At 69.5% G+C, this 25,213-nt stretch carries 22 protein-coding genes and 1 pseudogene; 5 read left to right on the top strand and 18 right to left on the bottom strand.

Features of this window, described 5'->3' with window-relative positions; all coding sequences use genetic code 11:
• Nucleotides 1-2 precede the first annotated feature (2 nt).
• From ACQBAS_RS02240 to ACQBAS_RS02230, 3 genes are all read right to left on the bottom strand, one after another.
• On the bottom strand, nucleotides 3-365 hold the full coding sequence (locus tag ACQBAS_RS02240) for an NADH-quinone oxidoreductase subunit A (protein WP_427384724.1): 363 nt from the start codon (nucleotides 363-365) through the stop codon (nucleotides 3-5).
• Nucleotides 366-531: 166 nt separating this feature from the next.
• Entirely contained in the window at nucleotides 532-1,860 is a 1,329-nt protein-coding gene (locus ACQBAS_RS02235) for a geranylgeranyl reductase family protein (RefSeq protein ID WP_427384723.1), read from the bottom strand.
• A 118-nt stretch (nucleotides 1,861-1,978) separates the two neighbouring features.
• Nucleotides 1,979-2,698, bottom strand: a complete 720-nt coding sequence (locus tag ACQBAS_RS02230) for a demethylmenaquinone methyltransferase (RefSeq protein WP_427384722.1) — start codon at nucleotides 2,696-2,698, stop codon at nucleotides 1,979-1,981.
• 67 nt (nucleotides 2,699-2,765) lie between these two features.
• Between ACQBAS_RS02230 and ACQBAS_RS02225 the strand changes: the two genes are divergently transcribed.
• The gene (locus ACQBAS_RS02225) at nucleotides 2,766-4,097 is read left to right on the top strand and encodes an isochorismate synthase (RefSeq protein ID WP_427384721.1); all 1,332 of its coding nucleotides are present in this window, start codon (nucleotides 2,766-2,768) and stop codon (nucleotides 4,095-4,097) included.
• 10 nt (nucleotides 4,098-4,107) lie between these two features.
• Here the strand turns inward: ACQBAS_RS02225 and ACQBAS_RS02220 are convergent, their stop codons facing one another.
• The 3 genes from ACQBAS_RS02220 to ACQBAS_RS02210 form a co-directional block, all read right to left on the bottom strand.
• The gene (locus ACQBAS_RS02220) at nucleotides 4,108-5,382 is read right to left on the bottom strand and encodes a GNAT family N-acetyltransferase (RefSeq protein WP_427384720.1); all 1,275 of its coding nucleotides are present in this window, start codon (nucleotides 5,380-5,382) and stop codon (nucleotides 4,108-4,110) included.
• An 83-nt stretch (nucleotides 5,383-5,465) separates the two neighbouring features.
• A complete protein-coding gene (gene menD / locus ACQBAS_RS02215) occupies nucleotides 5,466-7,163 on the bottom strand; it encodes a 2-succinyl-5-enolpyruvyl-6-hydroxy-3-cyclohexene-1-carboxylic-acid synthase (protein ID WP_427384719.1) in 1,698 nt (565 codons plus the stop codon).
• An 83-nt stretch (nucleotides 7,164-7,246) separates the two neighbouring features.
• Entirely contained in the window at nucleotides 7,247-9,181 is a 1,935-nt protein-coding gene (locus ACQBAS_RS02210; RefSeq protein WP_427384717.1) for a M4 family metallopeptidase, read from the bottom strand.
• Nucleotides 9,182-9,390: 209 nt separating this feature from the next.
• Between ACQBAS_RS02210 and ACQBAS_RS02205 the strand changes: the two genes are divergently transcribed.
• Nucleotides 9,391-11,136 carry a DEAD/DEAH box helicase gene (locus ACQBAS_RS02205; RefSeq protein ID WP_427384716.1) on the top strand — a complete coding sequence of 582 codons (1,746 nt, stop codon included), beginning with the start codon at nucleotides 9,391-9,393 and terminating at the stop codon, nucleotides 11,134-11,136.
• Nucleotides 11,137-11,244: 108 nt separating this feature from the next.
• Here the strand turns inward: ACQBAS_RS02205 and ACQBAS_RS02200 are convergent, their stop codons facing one another.
• The 4 genes from ACQBAS_RS02200 to ACQBAS_RS02185 form a co-directional block, all read right to left on the bottom strand.
• Nucleotides 11,245-12,678, bottom strand: a complete 1,434-nt coding sequence (locus ACQBAS_RS02200) for a hypothetical protein (RefSeq protein ID WP_427384715.1) — start codon at nucleotides 12,676-12,678, stop codon at nucleotides 11,245-11,247.
• Entirely contained in the window at nucleotides 12,675-13,004 is a 330-nt protein-coding gene (locus ACQBAS_RS02195; protein ID WP_427384713.1) for a hypothetical protein, read from the bottom strand. Before ACQBAS_RS02195 ends, ACQBAS_RS02200 begins: the two co-directional genes overlap by 4 nt.
• A gap of 95 nt (nucleotides 13,005-13,099) precedes the next feature.
• On the bottom strand, nucleotides 13,100-14,098 hold the full coding sequence (locus ACQBAS_RS02190; RefSeq protein WP_427384712.1) for an o-succinylbenzoate synthase: 999 nt from the start codon (nucleotides 14,096-14,098) through the stop codon (nucleotides 13,100-13,102).
• Nucleotides 14,095-14,499, bottom strand: a complete 405-nt coding sequence (locus ACQBAS_RS02185; protein ID WP_427384711.1) for a VOC family protein — start codon at nucleotides 14,497-14,499, stop codon at nucleotides 14,095-14,097. Before ACQBAS_RS02185 ends, ACQBAS_RS02190 begins: the two co-directional genes overlap by 4 nt.
• A gap of 52 nt (nucleotides 14,500-14,551) precedes the next feature.
• Here ACQBAS_RS02185 and ACQBAS_RS02180 point away from each other — a divergent pair, with 52 nt between their 5' ends.
• Nucleotides 14,552-15,490, top strand: coding sequence for a 1,4-dihydroxy-2-naphthoyl-CoA synthase (locus ACQBAS_RS02180; RefSeq protein ID WP_427384710.1), 939 nt, complete (start codon nucleotides 14,552-14,554; stop codon nucleotides 15,488-15,490).
• 76 nt (nucleotides 15,491-15,566) lie between these two features.
• Here the strand turns inward: ACQBAS_RS02180 and ACQBAS_RS02175 are convergent, their stop codons facing one another.
• From ACQBAS_RS02175 to ACQBAS_RS02150, 6 genes are all read right to left on the bottom strand, one after another.
• Nucleotides 15,567-16,691, bottom strand: a complete 1,125-nt coding sequence (locus ACQBAS_RS02175; RefSeq protein WP_427384709.1) for an ABC transporter ATP-binding protein — start codon at nucleotides 16,689-16,691, stop codon at nucleotides 15,567-15,569.
• The gene (locus tag ACQBAS_RS02170; protein WP_427384708.1) at nucleotides 16,691-17,878 is read right to left on the bottom strand and encodes an ABC transporter ATP-binding protein; all 1,188 of its coding nucleotides are present in this window, start codon (nucleotides 17,876-17,878) and stop codon (nucleotides 16,691-16,693) included. The genes ACQBAS_RS02175 and ACQBAS_RS02170 overlap by 1 nt, the downstream gene beginning before the upstream one ends.
• Nucleotides 17,767-18,609, bottom strand: coding sequence for a carbohydrate ABC transporter permease (locus ACQBAS_RS02165; protein ID WP_427384707.1), 843 nt, complete (start codon nucleotides 18,607-18,609; stop codon nucleotides 17,767-17,769). Before ACQBAS_RS02165 ends, ACQBAS_RS02170 begins: the two co-directional genes overlap by 112 nt.
• A complete protein-coding gene (locus tag ACQBAS_RS02160; protein ID WP_427384706.1) occupies nucleotides 18,606-19,484 on the bottom strand; it encodes a carbohydrate ABC transporter permease in 879 nt (292 codons plus the stop codon). Before ACQBAS_RS02160 ends, ACQBAS_RS02165 begins: the two co-directional genes overlap by 4 nt.
• Nucleotides 19,485-19,563: 79 nt before the next feature.
• Nucleotides 19,564-21,159, bottom strand: coding sequence for an ABC transporter substrate-binding protein (locus tag ACQBAS_RS02155; protein ID WP_427384704.1), 1,596 nt, complete (start codon nucleotides 21,157-21,159; stop codon nucleotides 19,564-19,566).
• Nucleotides 21,156-22,205, bottom strand: coding sequence for an NAD(P)-dependent alcohol dehydrogenase (locus ACQBAS_RS02150; protein WP_427384702.1), 1,050 nt, complete (start codon nucleotides 22,203-22,205; stop codon nucleotides 21,156-21,158). The genes ACQBAS_RS02155 and ACQBAS_RS02150 overlap by 4 nt, the downstream gene beginning before the upstream one ends.
• 306 nt (nucleotides 22,206-22,511) lie before the next feature.
• Between ACQBAS_RS02150 and ACQBAS_RS02145 the strand changes: the two genes are divergently transcribed.
• A complete protein-coding gene (locus ACQBAS_RS02145; RefSeq protein ID WP_427384700.1) occupies nucleotides 22,512-24,155 on the top strand; it encodes a sigma-54-dependent Fis family transcriptional regulator in 1,644 nt (547 codons plus the stop codon).
• 60 nt (nucleotides 24,156-24,215) lie between these two features.
• On the opposite strand, the pseudogene ACQBAS_RS02140 reads toward ACQBAS_RS02145, so the two are convergent.
• Nucleotides 24,216-24,383, bottom strand: a pseudogene (locus ACQBAS_RS02140) (IS1634 family transposase); the annotation flags it as partial.
• Nucleotides 24,384-24,519: 136 nt separating this feature from the next.
• Complete coding sequence (locus tag ACQBAS_RS02135; RefSeq protein WP_427384699.1) at nucleotides 24,520-24,696, bottom strand: hypothetical protein; 177 nt, start codon at nucleotides 24,694-24,696, stop codon at nucleotides 24,520-24,522.
• On the opposite strand from ACQBAS_RS02135, the gene ACQBAS_RS02130 reads away from it, so the two are divergent.
• Complete coding sequence (locus tag ACQBAS_RS02130; RefSeq protein ID WP_427384698.1) at nucleotides 24,697-25,137, top strand: VOC family protein; 441 nt, start codon at nucleotides 24,697-24,699, stop codon at nucleotides 25,135-25,137.
• Nucleotides 25,138-25,213: the final 76 nt, after the last annotated feature.

Raw genomic sequence — 25,213 nt, 5'->3', positions numbered from 1 at the left:
TCTCAGTCCCATTCCAGGCCGCCACGACGCCAGACATAGGCGTAGGCGACGAAGACGGTCAGGATGAACAGCACCATCTCGACGAGGGCGAAGAGACCGAGCTGGTTGAACGCGACGGCGAACGGGAAGAGGAACAGCGTCTCGACGTCGAAGATGATGAAGAGCATGGCGGTCAGGTAGTACTTGACCGGGATCCGCCCGCCCTCGTTGGCCTGGGGCGTGGGCTGGATGCCGCACTCGTAGGCCTGGGCCTTGGCCTTGTTGTAGCGAGCGGGCCCGACGACGAGGCTCGTCCCCACGGAGACGAGGGCGAAGACCGCTCCCAACCCCATCAGGAAGAACAACGGGACATAGGGGTTGCTCATGACTGCCAGACCTTCCTCTCGCTCGCCGTCTCCGGCCGGGCGTCCGAGCCCGGACACGCCGGAGCGCCGTCGCCAATCCTAGGGCCACTGTGGTTCGTGTCACGCAGTCGGTGCCTCGCGCCGCGCGAGCGGCGGGACGAGGCGTCGCGGAGGGGGGTCGCGGCGCTCATGCGGCGGGCGCGATCCGGGTGAGGGCGTTGATGATCCGGTCGTCGATTCGACCGCCACGCTCCTCGGGGAGGTTGGCCATCAGCTTGAGCATGAACTTCATCAGCGTCTGCCGCGGGAGGCCGTACTTCGTTGCCAGGCGCATGATCTCCGGGCGGCCGATGAGCTTGGCGAACTGGGTGCCGAGCATGAAGTAGCCGCCGTGCATCTCCTTCATCCGCCGGTTGTACGTCTGGAGGACGCGCTCGGTCTCCGACGCCGTCGGACGCGCGAGGGCCTGGACGATGATCTCCGCCGCGGCGTGACCGGCCTCGAGGGCGTAGTCGATGCCCTCACCGTTGAAGGGGTTGACCATGCCGCCCGCGTCACCGACGAGCAGGAGCCCGTTGTCGTAGAGGGGCTGGCGGTTGAAGGCCATCGGCAGCGCGGCCGCGGTGATGGGTCCGGTGATGGTGTCCTCGTTGATCCCCCACTCGGCCGGCATGGTGTCGACCCAGCGACGCATGACGTCCTTGTAGTCCGTGCGGCCGAAGGCCTCGGACGTGTTGAGGATGCCCAAGCCGACGTTCATCCGGCCATCGCCGAGGCCGAAGAGCCAGCCGTACCCGGGCATGAGGATGCGGTCCCCCGAGGGGGAGGTCGTCCACAGCTCGAGGTGGCTCTCGAGGTAGTCGTCGTCGTGGCGCGGCGTCTCGTAGTAGGCACGGACGGCGACCGCCATGGGCCGGTCCTCGCGCTTCTCGCGGCCGAGCTTGACCGACAGGCGCGAGGAGACGCCGTCGGCGGCCACGACCACGGGGGCCCGGTAGGTCTCGGTCTCGCCGGTCGCGCGACCGGACTCGTCGAGCACCTTCGCGATGACACCGACGATCCGGCCGGCGTCGTCGAGGATCGGCTCGGACACGTTGCGGCGCTCGATGAGCGTCGCGCCGCACGAGGCGGCGTGGCGGGCGAGCGTGGCGTCGAGGTCCGCGCGACCGCGAACCATGCCGTAGCCGGGGAAGGAGGTGACGTCCGGCCAGTCGAGCTGCAGGCGCATGCCGCCGCCGATGATCCGCAGCCCGCTGTTGTGGGCCCAGCCGTCGGTCTCGCTGAGCGGTACGCCGAGGTTGATCAGCTGACGGACCGCGCGCGGGGTCAGCCCGTCGCCGCAGATCTTGTCGCGCGGGAAGGCGGCCTTCTCGAGCAGGACGACGTTCTTGCCGGCCTTCGCCAGCCAGGCTGCGGTGGCGGAGCCACCGGGACCGGCGCCGACGACGATGACGTCGACCGCATCACCGCGGGACGCGGGGGCCGCGGGGCCGGAGGAGGGGTCGGGCTGGGTCACGAACTGCCTCGTCACTACCTGGGATGGGTCTCGGGACGCGCGCTTGTGAACGGATTCACGAGAGCATCGGGCACCTTACTCGCTGTCACGGCGAGTCGCGCACTTAGGAAGGCCTTACTCAGGCCTGCGCGATCGGCGCCTCGGCGCCCGGCTTCACGGCGTGGTGCAGCGCGACGATGCCGCCCGTGAGGTTGCGCCACCGCACGTCGCCCCAGCCGACGGCACCGATCCGCTCGGCCATGGCCTGCTGTGCCGGCCACGCCTGGATGGACTCGGCGAGGTAGACGTAGGACTCGGGGTTCGAGCTGACCCGGCGGGCCACCGGCGGCAGGGCCCCCATGAGGTACTCGGAGTAGACCTTGCGGAAGAGCGGGTTGACCGGCTGGCTGAACTCGCAGAGCAGGAACCGGCCACCCGGCTTCGTCACCCGGAGGAACTCGGCCAGGGCCGCGTCCGGGTCGGCGACGTTGCGCAGGCCGAAGGACATCGTCACGACGTCGAAGGAGGCGTCGGCGAACGGAAGGCGCATCGCATCGGCCGCCGTGAACCCGAGGTCGGGGCGGCGACGCTTGCCGACCCGCAGCATCCCCTGGGAGAAGTCGGCCGGGACGACCTCGACGCCGGCGTCGGCGAAGGGCTCGCTCGAGGTGCCGGTGCCGGCGGCGATGTCGAGGACCCGCTCGCCCGGCTTCGCGGCGATGGCTCGCACGACGGCCCGGCGCCAGGCGCGGTCCTGGCCGAGCGAGAGGACGTCGTTGGTCAGGTCGTACTTGGCGGCCACGCCGTCGAACATCGCGGCGACATCGCGGGGGTCCTTGTCCAAGGAGGCTCGGGTCATGGGAGGCATCCTCCCACTCGTGCCCAGCACCGGTGCACCCGGCGCGGCGACGTAGGCTGTCCTGCTGATGAGCACTGTGCCCGCCTCCGAGGAGGCCTCGACGCCTGCCTTCGGCGGGGACCCGACGGCGCTGACGCACACGCCGACGCTGGTCGCGCGGACCGTCGCCGTACCCGTCGCGACGCTCGGGTCACTGCTCGCCGCCCTCCCCGCCGATGAGACGCCCGAGCGCCTCACGTCCTGGGTGCGCCGTGGCGAAGGCCTCGTCGGCTGGGGCCGTGTCCTCGTGCACGAGAGCACGGGCGAAGGTCGCTTCGCCGACGCCGAGCGCTGGTGGCACGAGATCGTCGGCACCGCCGTGGTGCGCGACGACGTCGCCGTGCCCGGCACCGGTCCGGTGTGCTTCGGCTCGATGGCCTACAGCGCGGACTCCCCCGCGGGCGGCATCCTCGTCGTGCCCGAGATCGTGCTCGGTCGACGCGGCGACACCGCGTGGGTGACCACCATGACCACCGATTCCGCCGTCCCGCCGCCGTGGACGCCGAGCGAGCAGCCAGCGCCGATCGCGCCCGGTGCGGTCGCCTTCGGGGACGGCCCCCTGTCCCCCGCGGTCTGGGCCGGAGCCGTGACGGAGGCCGTCGAGCGGATCACCGCCGGCGAGCTCGACAAGGTCGTCCTCGCCCGCTCGCTCGAGGCCACCGCCGCCGAACCGATCGACCTTCGCTGGCTGCTGACCCGCCTGGCGGACCGCTATGACACGACGTGGGTCTTCGCCGTCGACGGCCTCGTCGGCGCGACTCCGGAAATGCTCATCCGACTCGAACGGGGACTCGTCACCTCACGGGTGCTGGCCGGCACGATCCGCCGCACCGGCGACGACGAGCACGACCTGGCCCTCGCCGGGTCGCTGGCCCGCTCGAGCAAGGACCTCGAGGAGCACGAGTACGCGGTGCGCTCGGTCGCCGACGCCCTCGGCCCGCACACGCTCTCGATGAACGTGCCGGAGGCTCCCTTCGTCCTCCACCTGAGCAACGTCATGCATCTGGCGACGGACGTCGCCGGCGTCGTCAAGGACGCGAGCACCTCGCTCGCCCTCGCCGCGTCGCTGCACCCGTCGGCCGCCGTGTGCGGCACGCCGACCCCCGTCGCCGACGCGCTCATCGGCGAACTCGAACACATGGATCGCGGCCGCTACGCCGGACCGGTCGGGTGGATGGACGCGGCCGGCGACGGCGAGTGGGGCATCGCGCTGCGGTGTGCCGCCGTGTCGCCCGGCGACCCGCGCCGCCTGACCCTCTACGCCGGCTGCGGCATCGTCGCGGGATCGGACGCCGAGGCCGAGGTCGCGGAGTCGGACGCGAAGTTCCTGCCCGTGCGCGACGCCCTCGGCACCGACTGAGCGACACGGCTCAGAAGTCGTTCGCCCCGATCGGCTGGTGTGACGCCGCCATCGCCGCGTGCAGTGCCGCCGCCGCGCCGGGAGTCCGCTCGAGGATGACCCCCTGCCGGCGCAGGTCGCGCACGGTGCGCCCACCGAGGAAGGCCACGCCGAGGGTGCGCACCGAGAGCCCGAGGTCGGCGGGATCACTCGTCGGGGCACAGGTGGCCCGGCCGTCGTCCCCGACCGTCAGCCGCCAGTGCCCAGCGTTCCACGGGCACAGGTCGTCCTCGATCTCGAGGACGACGTCGACCGGTGCGGCGTAACCGCGGGCGGTGAGCGCCGCGGGCACGTCGACGACCCGGAGCCACAGCGCCTCGCTCGCCTGCACGTCGAGCCCGCGCAGCCCGCCGAGCCACCAGGGCACCGGCGAGTCGACGGCGAGCTTGCGCAGCTCGACCTTCGCGATGAGGTCGAAGGAGAGCAGCCGGCGCAGGATGGCGAGCTCGGCCGCGTCGTCCGCGTAGCCGTGCGAGCCCAGATGCAGCACACCAGCCGGCCCACCGCCTTCCCACTTGCCCTCCCGCCGCAGGATGCAGTAGCCGACGACGTCCTCCCCGCGACGGGCGATGAGGACCCGCTGGCGTTCCTTGCCGCGCAGCCAGGCCGGGTCGTCCACGCTGTAGTGCAGGTTGCGTCGCTCCGTCAGCCCCACCTGGCCGAGGGTGCCGGCGGCGAAGCGGTGCTGCAGCTCGTGGAGCAGGGCGCCGACCTCCCCCTGGTCGACGGTCCGCAACTCGGTCGTGACGTCGGAGTCGTCGATGCCGGGCGCGTCGATGGCCCTCCCGCTCGGGACCGTCAGGGTGAGGGACGTGCCCACGGCGCCGTAGCCGAACCGGCCGTAGATGGCCGACTCCGAGGCATGCAGGCAGGCGAGTGCCAACCCGGCGTCGTGCGCCTCGCGCAGCTGGGCCGCGATCATCGTGCTGAGCACGCCGCGGCGACGGTGGTCGGGATGCACCGCGACCCACGTGAGGGCATCGGCCGGCACCTGCGTGAGGGTCTCCCCCGGGCCCGGCACGGTCAGCGGTACGACATCCGTGGCATAGATGCCGAGGTAGGGCGGGGCGCCGTCACGGGTCGCGGCCCGCAGCCGGTCGGGGTCGAGCGCCTCGACGTGGCGACGCCCGGGCGGGGGTTGCTCGTCGAACCACGTGATGTCGTCGACGGCCTCGAAGTCGGCGACGTGCTCGGCGGGGACGGGCACGACGCGCAGGGGTGAGGTGGGGTCAGCGGCTCGGGACATGCCCCCATCGTGGTCGTCGCCCGGCCTCCCGTCACCCGAATTGTCGGGTGGGTCGAGCCGAGGGCGAGCGTGTTGCGGCCCGCTCAGTCGACGAGGGCGCCGCGAGCGGCCTCGGCGAGGGCGGCGGCGACCTCCCGGTGACGCGGCTCGACCGCGACCTCGACGACGCGCAGCCCGGACGGTGCCGCGGCCACCTCGGCGGCAAGCTGCGCCGCCCCCTCGACGCGCACGTGGGGCACGCCGTGAGCGGCACAGAGTGCCGCGAGGTCCGTACCCGTGGGGGTCGTGAAGATGCGCGGGAAATCGCCCGCGCGCTCGGGGTCCCCGTATTCGAGCGTCGAGAAGATCCCGCCGCCGCCGTCGTTGACGACGACGATCGTCAGATCGGGGCGCGGCTCTCCCGGCCCGATGGCCAACCCGTTGGCGTCGTGGACGAAGGTGAGGTCGCCCAGGAGGGCGTAGGTCGGTCCGTCGCCGGCGAGGGCGATACCGGCGGCCGTCGAGACGCAGCCGTCGATCCCGGCGAGCCCGCGACTCGCGACGATCGTCACCGGATCGCGGCGGCCCGCCGCGCCGGCATCGACGTCCCGGGCGGCATTGCTCGAACCGACGAAGAGGGTCGCGCCCGCCGGCAGGGACGCCACGATCGTGGCCGCGAGGCGGGGACCGGCCGTCCAGTCCAGGTCGAGACCGGCGATGGCTCGCGCCACGGCCGCACCCGCGTCCCGCCAGGCCGCCGCCCAGGCGGCGTCGGGCGTCGCCGGTTCGCGCTCGGCGAGAGCCGCGAAGGGGTGCGCGGCCGCCACCACGTGCGACGGATCCGTCCAGTCGGGCGTCGGCGTGACCGTCTCGACGCGCACGCCGGGTCGGCGCAGGAGCGCACCGACGTTGCGGGACAACGTGATCCGGCCGATCGTGATGACCCGCTCGGGCTCGTGTCGGTCCAGCCAGTCGCTCACGCCCAGCAGGACCGGGCCGTGCGGCAGGACGAGGGTGCGGTCGTGGGCACCGAAGGGCTCGGCGACGACGGGGTAGCCGCGACTCGCGGCCCACGCCACGGCCTCGGCGGCCTGACCCGGCTCGGGCAGGTCTCCGACGACGACGAGGGTGCGCCCGACGTGGGCGATCGCCCCGGGCCGGGTGGTCGGTGAGGGTTGCGCCACCGTCACCCAGGGGGCGCCGTCGGGACGCCCAGCGAACGCGCCGTCGAGAGCGGCGCCCGGCACGACATCGTCGGGGGTGAACGGCTCCCGCAGCGGGACATTGAGATGTGCCGGACCTGCCATGCCCCCCAGCGCGCCCGTGGCGGCGGCCACGGCGCGGACCACACTCGAGCGCCACTGCGTCGGGCTGCTCGTCGCGTCGGGGGTGCCGAGGTCTGCCGACCACCGGGTCGCGCCACCGAAGAGGCCCGGCTGGGCCATCGTCTGGTTCGCGCCCGTGCCCCGCAGCTCGGGCGGACGGTCGGCGCTGAGGACGAGCAGGGGCACGTGCGCGTGAGCCGCCTCGAGGACGGCCGGGTGGAGGTTGGCGACGGCCGTCCCGGACGTGGTGACGACGGCGACGGGGCGGCGGGAGACCTTCGCCAGTCCGAGCGCGAGGAAACCGGCCGAGCGCTCGTCGACCCGCACGTGCAGTCGGAGCAGGCCGGCGCGGTCGAGGTCCTGGGCGGCATAGGCGAGCGCAGCCGAACGCGACCCCGGGCAGAGCACGAGGTCGCGCAGGCCACAACGCACCAGCTCGTCGAGCAGGACTCGGGCACAGGCGGTCGCGGGATTCACGCTGCGATCCTGCCACCAGACAGGCCGACGGGGCCGGGAGCCTGCGCTCCCGACCCCGTCGGTGTCATGCGGTCGTGCGTCGATCAGGTCGTGCAGGCCTGGACGGCGTCCACGGTGAAGCCGCGGTCCTTCACGCCAGGGTCGGACACGAGCTGGACGGAACCCGTCGACGTGGGGATGCACGGCGACAGGGTGCCGGCCGGGTGCGTGCCGTCGTAGGTGGCGAGCACGTTGCCGTTGGCGTCCTTGACGTAGACGTAGTCGTAGCCCGCTTCCGTCGACAGGGCGCTGAAGCGGAACTGGAAGCCCGCGGCGCCGTTGTCGTAGGTCCAGGTGCAGTCGCCGTTGTTGCCGTAGCCCGTCTCGGGGGTGCCGAAGGGGATCGTGGCGTTGTCGTCACCGACGCACGGCGGCGGCGGGGGCGTGCCCACGGCGCAGCCCGCGTGGACGCCGACGGCGTCCCAGGCTGCGGTCATGTTCGCGGTGTACTTGCCGGCGACGGCGATCGTCGAGTTGCGGGCGTCGCAGAAGTTGGCGTACTCGGGCAGGGCCGAGAAGCCGCGGTAGAAGAGCTTCTTCGTGTTGCCGAGGCCGATCTTCTTGACCTTGACGTCGCAGTCCTCCGTGTGGGTCGGCGTCGGGTTGCCGGCCGTGGCGCAGCCGGCGTTGTAGCCGCCCTTCACCGTGAGGTAGTAGGCGTGGTTGGCGATGCCGCTGTTGATGTGGACGCCGCCGTTGTCGGCCGTGCCCGTGTAGCGGATGCTGTAGTGGTCGGGGTCGTTGAACTCGCCCGGGTTGCCCATGTTGCGGAAGCCGGCGGACTCGGTGATGACGTCCTCACCGATGCGCCAGTCCGGCGTGGCCGCCGGGTCACGGCCCTCGGCCGCGGCATAGAACTCGGCCGTGTTGCCCATCATGTCGCTGAAGGCCTCGTTGAGGGCGCCGGACTCGTTTTCGTAGATGAGACCGGACGTGTACTCCGTGACGCCGTGGGTCAGCTCGTGCGAGATGACGTCGAGCCCACCCGACAGCGGCAGGCAGCCCTCGGCGGCGTTGCCGTCGCCGTAGGTCATGTAGGCGCCGTTCCAGAAGGCGTTGCAATAGTCCTTCGCGAAGTGCGCCAGCGAGTAGAGGGTCATGCCCTCGTCGTCGATGCTGTCGCGCTTGAAGGTGTCGAGGTAGAAGTCGTCCACGACGTCGGCGTAGTAGTGCGCGTCGACGAGCGGCCGCTGGTCGGGGCTGACCATGCCCGGGGCGCGCTCGTCCCAGACGTCGTCGGCGTCGACGGCCCGCACGATGGTGTCCTCGGTGTTGCGGAAGTCGTACGTCTGCTTGCGACCGTCCGCGGAGATCATCACGTAGGAGCCGTCGGCCCGCTGGGTCGAGTCGACCGTCTTGAGGTCGCCCTTGACGCCGTGGCCGGTGCCCTCGGTGAGCGCGTCGATCGACTTGACGATGCTGCCCGTGGACGCGTTGACCCAGCGCACGGGGCGCTCGCCGCGGGCGATGGTGTCGACGACGTAGACGTACGTGCGCGTCGTGGGGTCGAAGCGGAGCTCGGCGTCGGTCTTGACGACCTTCGCGGCGCTCTTCTCGGCGGACGTCAGCTTGCGCGCCGCCAGGTTGTCCTTCGCCTTCTTCGTGGCCGCGGACTGCGACAGCGTCACGGAGTTCTTGGCGCTCAGCCCGTCGTGGTAGGCGCCGATGACGGCCGTCTGGACGCCGGCGGCGTCCTTGACGATCGTGATCTGGCCGCCGATGACGGACGCCTTGCCGACCATCTGCTGGTAGCGGGTGAGGGTGTAGCCGTCACCATCGGACCAGGAGCGGAGCTTGGTCATGCGAGCGGGCAGGCGGAAGGACGCGGCCTCCGCACCCGTGAGGGTGAAGGCACCGCTGGGCGCGGCCGCGGCCTTCGCGGCCGGGGCGACGCTCTGCCCGGAAGCGATGGCGGGCGTGCCGGCGAGCGTGAGCGCGGCGGCTGCCGCGAACGCTCCGGCGAGGAGACGACTGGACAAGGATTCTCCATGTGGGAAGAACGGGCATACCGAGGATTACGGCAGTGGAGCGAAGACTAGGTGCGTGCGGGGCCTCGTGGAAGGCTTACGGCCGAACACGTTTGAGCACGGTCGGCAGATGGTGCCCGCGATCATCCGAACGGCGTCCCCAGCGAGCGGATCCGCGCTGCCGGTCGCGGCGGGCCGCCTCGGCCGACTACGGTCTAGGCGTGAGCGACGAGAACCTGACCCCCGCAGAGCCCGAGCAGACCACCTTCGCCGACCTCGGCCTCGACGAGCGGGTCCTCAAGGCACTCAAGGACGTCGGCTACGAGACGCCCTCCCCGATCCAGGCAGCGACCATCCCTGCCCTGCTCGAGGGCCGCCACGTCGTCGGGCTGGCACAGACCGGCACGGGCAAGACGGCCGCCTTCGCGCTGCCGATCCTCAGCCGCCTCGACCTCAAGCAGAAGTCGCCGCAGGCGCTCGTGCTCGCACCGACCCGTGAGCTCGCGCTGCAGGTGTGCGAGGCCTTCGAGAAGTACGCATCGCGGATGCCCGGCGTCCACGTCCTGCCCGTCTACGGCGGTCAGGGCTACGGCGTCCAGCTCAGCGCCCTGCGCCGCGGTGTCCACATCGTCGTCGGCACGCCGGGTCGCATCATGGACCACCTCGAGAAGGGCACGCTCGACCTGTCCGAGCTGCGCTTCCTCGTGCTCGACGAGGCCGACGAGATGCTGAAGATGGGCTTCGCCGAGGACGTCGAGACGATCCTCGCCGACACCCCGGAGCACAAGCACGTCGCCCTCTTCTCGGCGACGATGCCCTCCCAGATCCGTCGGATCTCCAAGAAGTACCTCACCGACGCCCTCGAGATCACGGTCGAGCGCACGACGACGACGTCGCCCAACATCACCCAGCGGCACCTCTTCGTCTCCTACCCGCAGAAGGTCGACGCCCTCACCCGGATCCTCGAGGTGGAGAACTTCGAGGGGATGATCGTCTTCGTCCGCACGAAGAACGAGACCGAGATGCTCGCGGAGAAGCTGCGGGCGCGCGGGTTCTCCGCCGCGGCGATCAACGGTGACGTCGCGCAGGTCCAGCGCGAGCGGACGGTGGGTCAGCTGAAGTCGGGAAAGCTCGACATCCTCGTCGCCACGGACGTCGCGGCCCGCGGGCTCGACGTCGAGCGGATCAGCCACGTCGTCAACTACGACATCCCGACCGACACCGAGTCCTACGTCCACCGCATCGGCCGAACGGGCCGCGCCGGGCGCTCGGGTGACGCGATCTCCTTCGTCACCCCGCGCGAGCGCTACCTGCTCAAGGCGATCGAGAAGGCGACCGGCTCGCCGCTGACCGAGATGCAGCTGCCGACCGTCGAGGACATCAACGCGACGCGTCTGGGACGCCTCGACGACCGGATCACGGCGGCCCTGGGTTCGGCCGAGCTCGACACCTTCCGCGACGTGATCGCCCACTACGTCCGGGAGCACGACGTGCCGGAGGCCGACGTGGCCGCCGCACTCGCCATCGTGCTGCAGGGTGACGAGCCGATGCTCCTGGACCCCGAACCCGTGCGTCCGCCGCGTCGCGAGCCGCGGGACGACACGCGCAGCGACAGCCGTGGTTCCGGGGCGCCCGAGCGAGGCCGACGCGAGGACCGGGGTGACCGCCGCGGCGCGGGCGGCCCGATGGCGACGTATCGGATCGCCGTGGGACGACGCCACAAGGTCGAGCCGCGCCAGATCGTCGGTGCCCTCGCCAATGAGGGCGGCCTGGGCCGTGGGGACTTCGGCCGGATCGACATCCGCCCCGACCACTCCCTCGTCGAACTCCCGGCCAACCTGCCCGCCGGCGCGTGGGAAAAGCTGCGCAGCACCCGGATCTCGGGCCAGCTGATTGAGTTGAGCTCGACCCAGGAGCGGACGAGCCGGCCGTTCAAGAAGCCGCACCGCAAGGGCCCGCGCGACTGACGCCCCTCCCGAGTTTGGGACATCAGGTGTCCCTTCCTCGGGTGAAACGGCCCTCCTGACCCGAGTTTGGGACATCAGGTGTCCCTTCCTCGGGTGCGGCTGCGCACGTCAGCGTCTATGGAGCGTGTACTCGCGCACGACGACGTCGGTGGGCTCACGCTCGCCGTCGAGGCGCAGCCTGTCGTCGTCCCCGAGGAAGGGTGCGGCCGAGTCGCGCCAGGCCCTCAGTGAGGGGTCCGTGCTGGCGTCGACGAGGTCCGCCGTGCGCGCGTACAGCGCCCGCTCGTGGTGGGCTGCGGCGGACCGACGACCCGTCCCTGCCGCTCCATCGACGTCGGCGGCCGGGTCCCGACGGACCGTGACCCATGTCGCCCGGTCCGGGTTGGGCCGGCCGTCGAGTCGCGGGACCGGGTCCCGGTCATGTTCCATCGCCAGCACCTGCACCGACGCCGGGACCGCGAACCGGGCAACGGGCGCGCCCGTCGTCGCCACGTGCGTCACTCGGTGGCGAGAGCGGAAGGTGGGACTGGCCGCCAACGCGGCCGCGGTGATCCCACCTTGGCTGTGACCGGCGAGCAGGACGGGATCGGCGTCGGTGCCGCCCCCGGCCACCTTCGCCGCCGTGAGGGCGTCCTCGACGGCCCGCATGGTCGCCGTCTCCCGCCCGGCCATGAGCCACACGTTGGTCGTGAGGTCGGAGGGGTCCTCTCCCGCCACCGGTGACCACGCGCGGGTGCCGGGGACGTCGACGATCCACGCGTTCCCACCGCCGGGTCGAGGCACCTGGACCACCCGGACGCGTCCCCGCCCGCCGGCCTCGGGGTCCGAGTCGAGACCCACGAGGCTGCCCACCGTCCGCGGCGCCGGGATCGTCCGCGTCCCGGCGGGCCGCGCGCGGACATCGGCCCCGTCGCGCAGGACGCCGATCCCGCCTGCCGCCACGGCGATCGTGGCGAGCGCGTCCTCCTCGGATCCGAGGGGCGACGAGACCCCGGCGTGGTGGCCCGCAACGGCCGCGACGGGGATCGACCACGGTTGCGTGAGCAGGAGGCCGAGCAGGACCCCCTCGACGCCGCCGGCGCCGGCGTCGAGGAGCCACGGGTGGTCGTACGCGAGTGCGTCCGCCCGATCGGCACCCAGGGCGCCGATGACGCCGACGGGGAGCGGCGCCGCCCCGATCCCCAACCCCACGCCCAACCCGAAGGCGTCCTGCAGCCCCGCGACCGCGAACGCGACGGCCTCGTCCGCCGATGCGTAGCCGGCGACGGACGCACGGACCGCGACGGCCACCTCAGCCAGGCCCGTCGCCGCCGCGGGCAGGCCGATGGCGAGGGAGGCCAACCGCGCTTGCACGACGAGGTAGGACGCCGGTGCCCACACCGCATCGCGGTCGAGGTCGGCGACCGACGGGGCCCGCTGGACCCGCCACGCGAGTTCGAGGATCTCGTCGGCGACCGCACCCAGCTCGGCGGCCGCGGTGAGGAGCTCGGTCAGGACGGCCGACGTGCCGAAGGCACCGCCGACGACGTCGAGGTCGCTCACGACCCTCCCCGGACGACCACCCGCGCGGCACGGTCCGTGAGGTCGTCCACCGTCGCCCCGACGGCGAGCGCGAGCCGCCGCGCCTCCTCGGCGTGGGCACGGACGCTCTCCCCGTGCTCGCGCACCGCGCCGGCCAACGCGCCGACCTCGTCCCCGAGATCGTCGAGCCGGACGAGCTGTGCCCCGAGTGCGAGCCGGAAGGTCGTGGCCGCTCGACCCGTCCACGTGATCCGTCCGATCCGGGAGACGCGCTCCCGCAGGTCGGCAAGGATCGCCCGCTCACGCTCGAGTTGGGCGGTGACGTCGTCGTGGTGATCCCCGGGCATGCCGCCATTCGACGTCGTGATCAGGTGGGTCGGGGTGGGCGCCTGCGTGCTGCGGACAACGCGGGGGCCGGGTGGGGCCCTGTGGACGAGACGGGTCAGCGCAGCAGCGCGTGCGCGGCGGCGACCCGCTCGCGCCACCACGCCACCCGCTCGGCGGGGGCGGCCCACTGCTCGACCAGGGCGTCGTCGACGTCGACCGATCCGATCGGCAGCACGCCACCGCGGGGCCGGAGGGAGTCCCTCGTGACGTCACCGCCGAGCAGGGAGACGGTGCCGAGGCCACACGCGTGGGGCAGGTCGGGGAGCGCCGCGGCGAGCGCCACACCGGCGGCGATCCCGACGCTCGTGTCCAGGGCCGAGGAGACGACGGCCGGCAGCCCGCAGTCCTGCACGATCTCCAGCGCGCGGGCCACTCCCCCGAGCGGGGCGACCTTCACGATGACGAGATCGGCGGCGCCCAGGCGCGCGACACGGATCGGGTCCTCGGCCTTGCGGACGGACTCGTCAGCCGCGACGGAGACGTCGATCCCCTTGCGCGCCAACGCCATGCGGACGTCACGCAGTTCCTCCACGCTCGCGCAGGGCTGCTCGACGTACTCGAGGCCGTGTCGGGAGAGCGCGCTCACGGCATCGACCGCGTCCGCGACGCTCCACCCGCCGTTGGCGTCGATGCGGATACGCCCGCTGGCGCCGAGGACCTCCCGGGTGGCAGCGACCCGCGCGAGGTCGTCGGCGAGGGACTGACCCGGCTCGGCGACCTTCACCTTGGCCGTCGTGCACCCGTCGAACCGAGCCACGATCGGCGCGACCTCGGCCGCCGACACGGCGGGGACGGTCGCGTTGACCGGCACGGTCGGCCTTCGCGCCTCCGGCCAGCCGACGAAGGCGGCCTCGATGGCCGCCGCGAGCCAGCGTGATGCCTCGGCCGGTTCGTACTCGAGGAAGGGGGCGAACTCACCCCACCCCGCGGGACCCTGGATGAGCGCGGCCTCCCTGTGCTCGACGCCCCGGAACCGCACGCGCATGGGGATGCTCACAACGCGCAGGCCGTCGAGCAGGTCGCCGAGGGTGGGCTGGGGTGACGGTCGGGTCATCGGTCGCGCGAGGAGAGGACGCAGAACTCGTTGCCCTCGGGGTCGGCGAGGACGGTCCACGTCGCGTCGTCGGTCTGGCCGACGTCGACACGGGTGGCGCCCCGCTCGATCAGGGCAGCGATCTCGGCCGCGCGGTCCTGGCTGGTGTGGGGGGCGAGGTCGATGTGCAGGCGGTTCTTGACGCTCTTGCCCTCCTCGACCGGCACGAAGACGAGTTCCTGGGGGCGGTGCCGCCACTCCGCGAGGGTCTCGACGGGATCCTCGGTCGCCTCGGGGGGCGCGATGACGACCTCTTCCTCGTTCTCGAAGCCGATCTGCCAGTCGAGCGTCTCCGCCCACCACCGGGCCTGGGCGGCGATGTCATGACAGTCGACGACGACGGAGTACCAGTGCAGGGCCATGGCTCAAACGTACTCGCGGCCCTGGTGGGTCGCCGCCCGTTAGGCTCGCGGCGTGACTGCGATCGATGGTGTGAGTGAGACGTTCGACCCGGCGGCGTGGGATGAGGTCGAGGGCTTCGACTTCACCGACATCACGTACCACCGGGCCAAGGACCTGGGCTGTGTGCGCATCGCCTTCGACCGGCCCGAGGTGCTCAACGCCTTCCGGCCGCACACCGTCGACGAGCTCTACCGCGCTCTGGACCACGCCCGGATGACCCCCGACGTCGGCGTCGTCCTCCTCACCGGCAACGGCCCCGGCCCGGCCGGGACGGGCTCGGAGGGCAAGTGGGCCTTCTGCTCCGGCGGCGACCAGCGCATCCGCGGACGCTCGGGCTATCAGTACGCCGCCGGCGAGGGCGCCGACACCGTCGACACGGCCCGGGTGAAGGCGGAGGGCGGGCGCCTGCACATCCTCGAGGTGCAGCGCCTCATCCGCACCATGCCGAAGGTCGTCATCTCCCTCGTCAACGGCTGGGCGGCCGGCGGCGGGCACTCGCTGCACGTCGTCTGTGACATGACGATGGCGTCGCGCGAGCACGCCCGGTTCAAGCAGACCGACGCCGACGTGGGCTCCTTCGACGGCGGCTACGGCAGCGCCTACCTCGCGAAGATGGTCGGTCAGAAGTTCGCCCGCGAGATCTTCTTCCTCGGCCGCACCTACACGGCCGACGACATGCACCGGATGGGCGCGGTCAACATCGTCAGCGCCCACGCCGAGCTCGAGTCCGATGCCCTTCAGGTCGCCCGCGAGATCATGGCGAAGTCTCCCCAGGCTCAGCGGATGCTCAAGTTCGCCTTCAACCTCCTCGACGACGGCCTCATGGGCCAGCAGGTCTTCGCGGGCGAGGCCACGCGGCTGGCCTACATGACCGACGAGGCCGTCGAGGGGCGCGACCAGTTCCTCGAGAAGCGCGATCCGGACTGGTCGCCCTTCCCCTGGTACTTCTGAACGCGGGTGTTCTGCGCTGACCAGTCCGACTTCTCCCGGCTTGTCGAGATGACGGTGTCCGTCACCGAACCCGCGATCAGCTGGCAGTCGCGAGGCGACCATCAAGATAGGGCAAAACCTTCTCGCGGGGGAGCACCAAGTCGACGCGCTCGCCGGGCCTCGGAGTGAACCGGTTACGACCCAGCTTGACGGTGGTCTTCTGGCCGGCCACGTCGACCTCACACACGCGCGTGGCTCCGTGGTTCTGGAGACCCAAAACCGTTCCCTCCACGACGTTTTCGCGACCGACGAAGCCGGATCCCGACGCGGGGCCAGCGGTTGCCTCCGGACTGAGCAGGCGAACGTACTCCGGGCGGATGCCCACGGTGACGTCGGCGCCGACCGGGGTGGGGGGATGCCACGCCGGCAGGATCAGGTGAGGCCCGACCCGCACACCACCGCCTTCACTGCGACCCTCGAGGAAGTTCATCGACGGGGAGCCGACGAACCAGCCAACATAGGTCGAGGCTGGCGCTTCGAAGAGTTGCTCCGGCGTGCCGCGTTGCATGACCCGACCGTCACGCATCACGAGCAGCTCGTGGGCGAAGGTCATGGCCTCGTACTGGTCGTGAGTCACATAGATCACCGTCGGCGCAAACTCCTCGCTGAGCTCGCGGATCTTGCGACGCAACGAGAGTTTCAGCTGCGGGTCGATGACGGTCAACGGCTCGTCCATGAGCACGGCCGCGACATCGTCCCGCACCAAGCCTCTACCCAGCGAGATCAGCTGCTTCTCATCGGCCGACAGCTTCCGCGCCCGGTCGTCGAGTCGGTTGCCGAGGCCGAGGGCGTCAGCGACCGAGCCCACCCGCTCGCGGATCTTGCCCTTGTCCCAGCCCCGGCACTCCAGGGGGAAGGCAAGGTTCTCCCGGACCGTCATGGACCGATAGATCACCGGGAACTGGAACACCTGGGCGATGTTGCGCCGTCGTGTCGGCGTCTGGGTGACATCGACCCCGTCAAAGAGCACCCGGCCGCTCGACGGCGTAACCAGCCCCGAGAGGATATTGAGAAGCGTGGTCTTGCCGCATCCGGAGGGCCCCACCAACGCATAGGTCTGACCGGGCTCCAGCTCGAGATCCAACGGCTTGAGTGCAAACTTCTCGTCCGGCTCGCCGGGGGTGTAGCTCTGCGCAACGCCGTCCAGCTGCAACCGTGCCATCAGTCATTTCCCGTCTGAGAAGGTGCCACGGCGAGCGCGCCGTCGGCCGTGAACAAGAAGAGCCGGCTCGGGTCAACGACAACGGTCATGTCGTCGCCGGCCACCACGTCATGGATCCCGGGAGCAACGGACACGAGTTCCGTCCCTTCGGACTGGAGGTGGACGAAGGTCTCCGATCCTGAGATCTCCACGAACGTCACCCGCATGGGGAGGCCGTGGCCCCTCGAGAACGTCAGAGCCGAGGCTGGCAGACCGATGACCTGTCGCCCGTTGGCCACCCCTGCGAAGTGAGCGGGCCGAGCCACCGCATCCAGACCGGCCGCAAGGACATGCTCATCCGTGAGCTGGGCCTCGATGATGTTCATCGGTGGGTCGTTCACCACCCGGGCCACCTCGATCGTCGCGGGAGCCTCGAAGATGTCGTCGGGGCGGCCGACCTGCACCACCCGCCCTTGATCCATGACGATGACCTCGTCGCCGAGCATGAGGGCCTCGGTCGGCTCTGTCGTGGTGTAGACGACGACCGTGTCACCGACCCCCGAGAACAGGCCGCGCAGCTCCTCCCTGAGTTGCTCTCGCAGTTTGAAGTCGAGGTTCACCAATGGCTCGTCCAGGAGCAGGATCCGCGTCTGACGAGCGAGCGCTCGGGCGATGGCCACGCGCTGTTGCTGACCACCGGAGAGCTGTCCTGGCCGCCGGTCGTGGAACTCCACGAGGCCGACCTTCGCCAATGAATCCTGCGCCCGGGCCAGCGCGTCGGCCGGCTCGACACCGGCCCGCTTCAACGGGAACAGCACGTTGTCGAGGACGCTCAGATGGGGGTAGTTGATGAACTGCTGATAGACCATCGCGGTCTCTCGACGCCACGGGGGCACATCGAGGATGGACATGCCGTCGAGCGTGAGTTCGCCGGACCCCACGGGGTCCAGGCCAGCCAACACCCGAAGCAGACTCGTCTTGCCAGCGCCGGTTCGTCCGAGCACGGTGTGGATGCGACCCGGCTCAAGAGCGAGGGTGACGTCGTCGAGATGGGTGACACCATCGACGGTCGTGGTCAGGGACTGCGCAGCCAGCGTCATCGCACGGCTCCCGACAGGCTGCCCTTGGACAGGTAGCGCTCCACGAGGATCGCCAAGGCAATGAGGGGGATGACCCCGAAGAGGGCGGCGGCCGACAGGGTCCACCACGGTGGGATCGAGGAGTTGAGGGCCACGACCGCCTGCGGCAGGGTCTGCACCTCGGTGAAGGTGAGACGGAAGGCGAAGAAGAAGTCGTTCCAACCGAAGACCGCGCAGAACATTGCCGCCACGGTCAGGCCCGCCGCCGAGTTCGGCAGGATCGCCCGCAGGAAAACCTGCATGGGGGTGCAGCCCTCCAACATCGCCATCTCGTCGAGCTCCTTGGGGATGTTGTTGAAGAAGTCGACCATCACCCACACCGCAATCGGAAGCAGCAGGGAGACGGTGACCAGGATGAGCCCCAGTCGGGTGTCGAGGAGACCCGGTGCCTGCAGCAGGAAGAAGAAGGGGATGACCAGGACGACCGGCGGCATGATGCGCTGCGAGACGAAGAAGAAGACGATGTCGGCGTTCTTCACCGGTCCGAGCCGATAGCGGAACCGGGACAGCCCGTATGCCGCGAGCGAACCCAACGCGATCGCGATCGCGGAGGCGCACACAGTGATGATCAGCGAGTTCAGGAAGGGCTCGATCAGGTTGACGCCGCCAGCGCCTCCGAAGATCTGCTTCCACGCCTGGGTCGTGGGCTTGTACTGCACCCAGGGCAGGTAGGTCACGCCGCCTTGGACCCCGTTGACGTCCTTGAAGCTCGTGGTGATGGCCCAGAGGAAGGGCGCTCCGGTGAAGATGGCCCAGGCGATGAGGAACGCGTACCGGGCTGGTCGCGACCAGCGACTCATGACTCCTCCTGCGATCGGAAGGCCCGCACGAGAAGCGCGGACATGATGGTGAGGCCGACGATCATGAGAACCAGATAGGTCAGCGACAACGCACCGGCATACCCCGTCTGTTGTTCCTTCAGCCCGCGTATGTAGAGGTAGTAGCCGGGAGTCTCGGTGGCCGAGCCCGGTCCGCCCGAGGTGAGCACATAGACCGTGTCCGACATCTTCGAGGCCTCGATCATGCGGATGATCAGGGCCGTCACGGACACCGGAGCAAGCAGCGGGAAGGTGACCCGCCAGAAGGTCCGCAAGGGGCCGGCGCCGTCAATGGCGGCCGCCATGAACGGCTCACGCGGAAGGCTCAGCAGTCCTGCGAGCAGGAGCAACATCATGAACGGAGTCCACTGCCAGATCTCGACCGTCATGAGGGCGACGTACGCCGGCCGATCGGATGTCAACCATTCGACTGGACCGATGCCCACCTTGGACAGGAGGTCGTTGACCGGCCCCAGGGACTGGTGGAACATCATCTGCCATACCGCTGCCATGACCACGGGTGTCGTCATCATCGGCACGAGGAAGAGGATCCGCAGGAACCTGCGGGCCCGGACCTCGCGCCACACCGCCAGCGCGAGGGCGAAGCCGAGGACGTACTCGATGATCACCGTCCCGCCGGCGAGGACTAGCAAGTGGAGCATCGAGGACCAGAACCGGCCGTCGTGCACCATCCGTGAGAAGTTCGCGCCCCCGATGAAGTCCATCTCCGGGGAGGCGACGTTCCAGCCAGAGAAGCTGACGCGGATCGTGAAGAGCAGCGGAAAGATGATGATCAGGACGAGCGTGAGCAGTCCGGGCAACAGGAACAGTGCCTTGTAGCGACGGATCGAGGTCATGGGATCTCCGAGCGTTGGATGGGGTGAGGGTGCGGTGCGGGACGCCCACGTGGTGCGTCAGCGGACGTCCCGCACCGGTTCAGTTCCCGCCGTCTTCGAGCTTGACCACGTTGCGGTAGGCGGCCTGGATCTTGTCCTTGCCCACCTGCTCCGTGATGCTCTTCCACTCCTTAGACACCCCGTCGAGTGCCTCTTGAGACGTCTTCTGTCCGGCCACGGCCGCCGCCACACCGGTGGCGAGGGAGGACATGTATTGGTTCACCCCGGGGACGCGCAGGTCGAAGACCCGGTTGGGGTTCTTCTCCATGTCCGCGAAGGTCTTGACGTAGGACTGGGCCGTCTCCGCGCTCCACCCCTGCTTCTCCCAGAACGCGGGGTCGAAGTGGGCGTTGCGGTAGGGGTTGACCCCGAAACGTCCGATCGTGAGGTCGAGCGAGGTGTTGGCCTCGTTGCTGAAGAAGCAGAGGAAGTCGAACGCCGCGTCTTGGTTCTTGGACGACTTGGCCACGGCCGAGGTCCATCCCCAGGTGAAGTACGCCGCTTGGTTCGGGGACTTGTCCCAGCTGTTCGTCGACCGGTTCCAGGTCTCGTCGGAGCCGGGCAGCTGAGCCGCCGCGACGTCGTTGCGGATCTTGCTCTCCGGCTGCTGCGCCTGGATGAAGGCGTCATCCCAGCTGTAGGACATCGCCGCCTGGCCACCGCCGAAGGCGAGGATCTCGTCGCCGAGCCCGAAGTTGGTTCCACCCGGGGGCAGGTCCGGAGTAATGGCCTTGAAGTCATCGAGCGCCTTGACCCAGCCGGCGTTGTTGATCAGCGGCTCCATCGTGTCGACGTCGAAGAAGAAGCCACCCTTGACGGCCGGGTTCTTCGCGTAGGCCGCGGCGCGGCTGATGAACGCGGAGAACATGAGGTCATCGCGCTTGGTGACTTCGGCCGAACCGAACAACTTACCGCCGTCCGGACCCGGCCGGGACGACACGAAGTCCGCCACCTCCTTGTATTCGGCCCACGTCTTGGGGATCCCCAGTTCCTTGCCGGTCTTCGCCTTGTAGTCCGCCATGTTCTTGGGGTCGGTCAGGACGTCGGTGCGGACCTTGAGGAAGTGCCGGTCACCGTCAACCGGGTACTGGACAACCTTGCCGTCCCAGGTCGCGACATCCATGAACGCCGGCGTCACGTCCTTCATGCCGGGGGTGTCCAGGTACTTCTGCGGCACGGGCTGGAGATAGGGAGCCATGTCGCCGATCCACAACGACGGATAGAACATGACGTCGTAGGCCGGCTGGCCGGCTTGGAGCGGAGTCATCAGCTTTTGGTAGAGCTCACCGAAGGGGACGTTGACGACGTCGACCGTGGCGCCGGTGAGCTCCGCAAACTGCTTGGCGTGCAACTGCGTCGGCTCACCCATGACCGGGATCGCGTGGGAGATGACCTTGAGGGTGACCCCGGAGTAGTCCTTGGCGCTGGTGGACTCCCAACTGCAGGGGCCACTCACGTCCTTGACCTTCGTGGCGGGGTAGTCGCCGTACTTGGCGTAGCTGACATCACCGCCTGCTGCGAAGCTGGGCGCTTTGGTCTTGTTGGCTGCGCCTGATCCACCGCCGCTGCTGCAGCCGGCGGTGAGGGCGAGCGCGCCGGTCAGGGCGGTGGCAACGGCGAGGCGATACGGCTTCATGAGGTGAACTCCTTGGCTGCGTTCGGGATGAGGATGGCGCGGCCGCGAACGTCTCCGTGGTCGAGGTCGTGCAGGGCCAGCGCGTAGTCGTCGAGGGAGTAGCGCTGGGTGTGCAGGGTGACCTTGCGCTCGGCCGCGAGGACCATGAGTTCGACGAGGTCGTTGTAGGAGCCGACCAGGTTGCCGACGAAGTTGATCTCGGTCGAGATGACGTCGATGGTGGGGACCTTGAGTTCTCCGCCGTAGCCGATGACGTAGTAGTTGCCGGCCCGACGGATCATCCGAAGACCGTCCTCGACGGCTCCGCCTTCTCCGACGAAGTCGAGGACCGCATGCGCTCCGGCACCGTTCGTCAGGTCGGCCATCTGCTCGATCTGGGTTCCATCCGCGAGGATCGTCTCGTCCGCGCCGATCTCCTTCGCCAGGGCGAGGGCCTCGGGTGAGCGGTCGACGACGACGAGGCGGGCGCTGCTCAGTGCCTTGAAGACCTGAATACCGATGTGACCGAGTCCACCGGCTCCGATGCACACGGCCGTGTCCCCAGGGCGCAGTGCACGGGCCGCCTTCGCGACTGCGTGATACGCGGTCAGCCCGGCATCGGCGAGCGCGGCCACCGCAGCGGGTTCGAGACTGTCATCCAGACGGACGACGGAGCGGGCCGACGTCAGGAGGTACTCGGCATACCCGCCGTCACTGTCGATCCCCGGGAACCGGCTGTTCTCACAGTGAACGTCGTCACCGAACCGGCAGGCGCGGCACAGACCGCACGTCACGAGTGGGTGAAGGATCACTGGGTCGCCGGGGGCGACGTTGGTTACGGCAGAGCCGACCGCCTCCACCCAGCCAGCGTTCTCGTGGCCGATCGTGTAGGGCAGAGCGACCCCTGACTTCTCCTCCCACTGACCTTCAATGATGTGCAGGTCGGTCCGGCAGACGCCGGCTCCACCGATCCTGACGACGACGTCGTGGGGGTCCTTGACCTCTGGGTCGGGGACATCCATGAGTTGGGGTTCTTGCTCGTATGCCTCGAGCTGCACAGCCTTCATCGGCTCTCCTCTCAGGGTCCACACGGCGATGTGTGGGCGTCGAGAGTCAGGACACCCCTGATTGGACTCTCATGGGTGTCTCACTCTTGGCCCCTGGGGTGTCCCAAATTGAGACGCTCTGGCATTCCGTTGCACCCCGAGGCGCAGTGCCCGCAAGATGGGGCGTCAGGGCATGACAGCGTCGTCTGCCCGAGGAGGTCGGGATTCACCATGGTCGGTTTTGAGTCAGTGCGGGCCACTCTGAGTGAGATTCAAGGCGCAGGAGGACCGGTCCGTTCCGTCGTGGTTGCGTCGTGGCAGCGTTCGATGGAGCACCACGTCGACATGGAACGCCTCACCCCGTGGTACTTCGAGGACCCCGAGCTCGACACCCCCTTGGTCAGCGCCGCAACTCCGATTCTCGACGCCCTGCATGAACAACTGGGCAACGAAGCCGTCTCGCTCATGTTGACGAACAATCAGGGGGTCATCCTCTCCCGCAGGTTGACTCACCCCGGCCTGATGACCCGGCTCAACCGGGTCAAGTTGGCCCCCGGGCACGTCTTCTCCGAGGAGTCGGTCGGAACCAACGGCATCGGTACGGCCCTGGCCAGCCAGTGCGCCGTGACGATTGACGGGCGTGAGCACTTCGTCGAGGACCTACGGGACTTCCAGTGCGCCGCTGTGCCGATCTTCCACCCGACTCGGCGACTGGTCCTGGGCACCTTCAACCTGACCACCTTGGCGAACACCTCCGGGGCGATGACGATGGCGCTCACGCGGTCGACTGCCCAACAGATCGAGCGGGAACTCGCGCGCATCTCCTCTCGCCGTGAGTTCCGGCTGTTCGGGCGCTACCTCGAGGGATGTCGTCGGATGCGGCACGGGGCTGTTCTGGCGTTCAACGGTGAGTGCCTGATGATGAATGACCGCCTGCGCGCTGCGGTAACCGGACCAGACCAAGGCGCGCTGTTGGCCTTCGCGCGCGAGTGTGTTCTCGGTTCGTCGCTCGAGTGGAGTACGACTCTGCCCTCGGGTCTGCACATGGAGCTTCGGGTTCTGGACGGCGGCGACGACGGCGACGGTCACGTTCTCGGGGTTCGGGTCGTCGGTCCATCTCGTAGGCGGACCACGAAGATTGCCGCGCCCGCCATCCCGGGCCTGGTGGGCAGCGATCCCATGTGGCTGCGGGCCGTCACGGAACTCGATGCCGCCTATACCCGTCGTGACCTCCCGTGCGTTCTCGGTGAGGCCGGAACGGGAAAAGTCCATCTCCTTTCCGCGTTGCATCGACGGCACGCCGGGATCAATCCCGTCCTCCTTCATCCGCCTGGGGACGGCGGGGATGACACGTCATGGCTGGAGACGTTCGACCGTGTTGCCATAGATGAGCGGGGCCTGGTCGTGGTGTGCCGCTACCACCTGCTGAGCCCCCGCCTTCGGACAGCCCTCGTCGATCGCTTGGATCATCGCAGTCACGGGAGCGGAGCCCGGATTGCCTTGACTGCTAATCCTGACCTGATCGCGCCTGAGGATGAGCTCATTGCCTTGAGTGATACACGGTGCACGGTTCCGGCATTGCGACACCGCCACGCTGACCTCGTGGCACTGACTCGCCACTTCGTGCGCCTGTATTCGCCACGGGGAGAGCACGTGCTCACGAGCGCAGCGCAGACAGCCCTTGCGCGACTGGCCTGGCCGGGAAATGTCCGCCAACTGGAGGGCGTGATCAGGACGGCAGTTCTCGGCGCGGCCTCCGCCGACCGGATCGACGTCCATGACCTGCCGCCAGAATGCGTCACCAACGGACCCTTGCTCACGCACTTGGAGTCCGTCGAGCGTGACGCAATAGTCCGCGGGTTGCAGGAGCGCGGGGGCAACGTCGTGCGCACGGCCCGCGACCTCGGCATCGCCCGAGCGACGATGTATCGCAAGTTGCGGCGATACGGGATCGACCCCTCCGCCATCTGAGGGTCGGCCGCGCGGGGACCCACCGGCCACGGCTGGGCGGCTATGGCGTCAGCGCGGTTTGATGCTCATCCCCATCGCGCTCTGAAGGTGACGGGCCACGGCCAGGACGGCGGAGACGACCGTCAGGTGGGCCACGATCGCGTCGAGGGTGTGGTGGAAGATCGGCCGGGCTCGCAGGTCGGTCTTGCTCATCCGGAACGAGGCTTCGACCTTCCACAGGTCGTGGTGGATGAGTTGCCCTCCCTCACACGGCAAGGGTGTCCTTCCCCCGGCACTTCTGAAACGAGGGTGTTTCTGCAGGTCACAGAACTGTGGACGCTCGCACTCCCAGGTGCAGTGACTGCGCGGATCCTCGGCCGCCCCGTCACGCATCACCGTTGGCGGGGTTCCAGAGGTGGTCTGTGTAGCCGTTCGCGCCGGAGGTGGAGCCGACGTCGAAGCGGTCCTGACCCCACGTGGACGTGCGGGCACGATCGAGCGCGACGATCGCGCGACCGGCGCTGAGGTTCACGAACCCGAGGGCGAGGAGGAGAGTGTGCACATGGCAGGCATCAAGCACTTCGACCACGTCGGTATCACCGTCGCCGACCTCGACGCTGCACTCGACTTCTTCGTCAGCCTGGGGATGGAGATCGAGGGACGCACCGTCATGGAGGGCGAGTTCCTCGACACGGTCTGCGGCATCCCGAACTCACGCACGGAGGTCGCCATGCTGCGCCTGCCCGGCGGCGGCACGACGGTCGAGGTCTGCACCTTCGTCCGACCGGAACTCGACCAGGGAAACCCCAACGCCATGTCCACCGAGATCGGGCTGCGCAACATCGCCTTCGAGGTCGAGGACCTGCACGCGATGGTGGAGCAGCTACGCGCAGACGGCTACGAACTCGTCGGTGGCATTGGCGAGTGGGAGAACGCGTGGCGGATGACCTACGTGCGCGGACCCGAGGGGATCATCGTGGCGCTGGCCGAGCGGCTCGGCTGACGCGGGTCAGCAGGACGCCGACGATCGCGAGCCCGCCGCCCACGAAGGTCCTCGACCCGGACACGGGCATCCGACC

The sequence above is a fragment of the Janibacter zhaoxuefangae genome (assembly GCF_050271985.1).
Classification (GTDB): domain Bacteria; phylum Actinomycetota; class Actinomycetes; order Actinomycetales; family Dermatophilaceae.
Note: the sequence above shows the minus strand (reverse complement) of the source record. Positions and strands in the feature narration are given on the sequence as shown.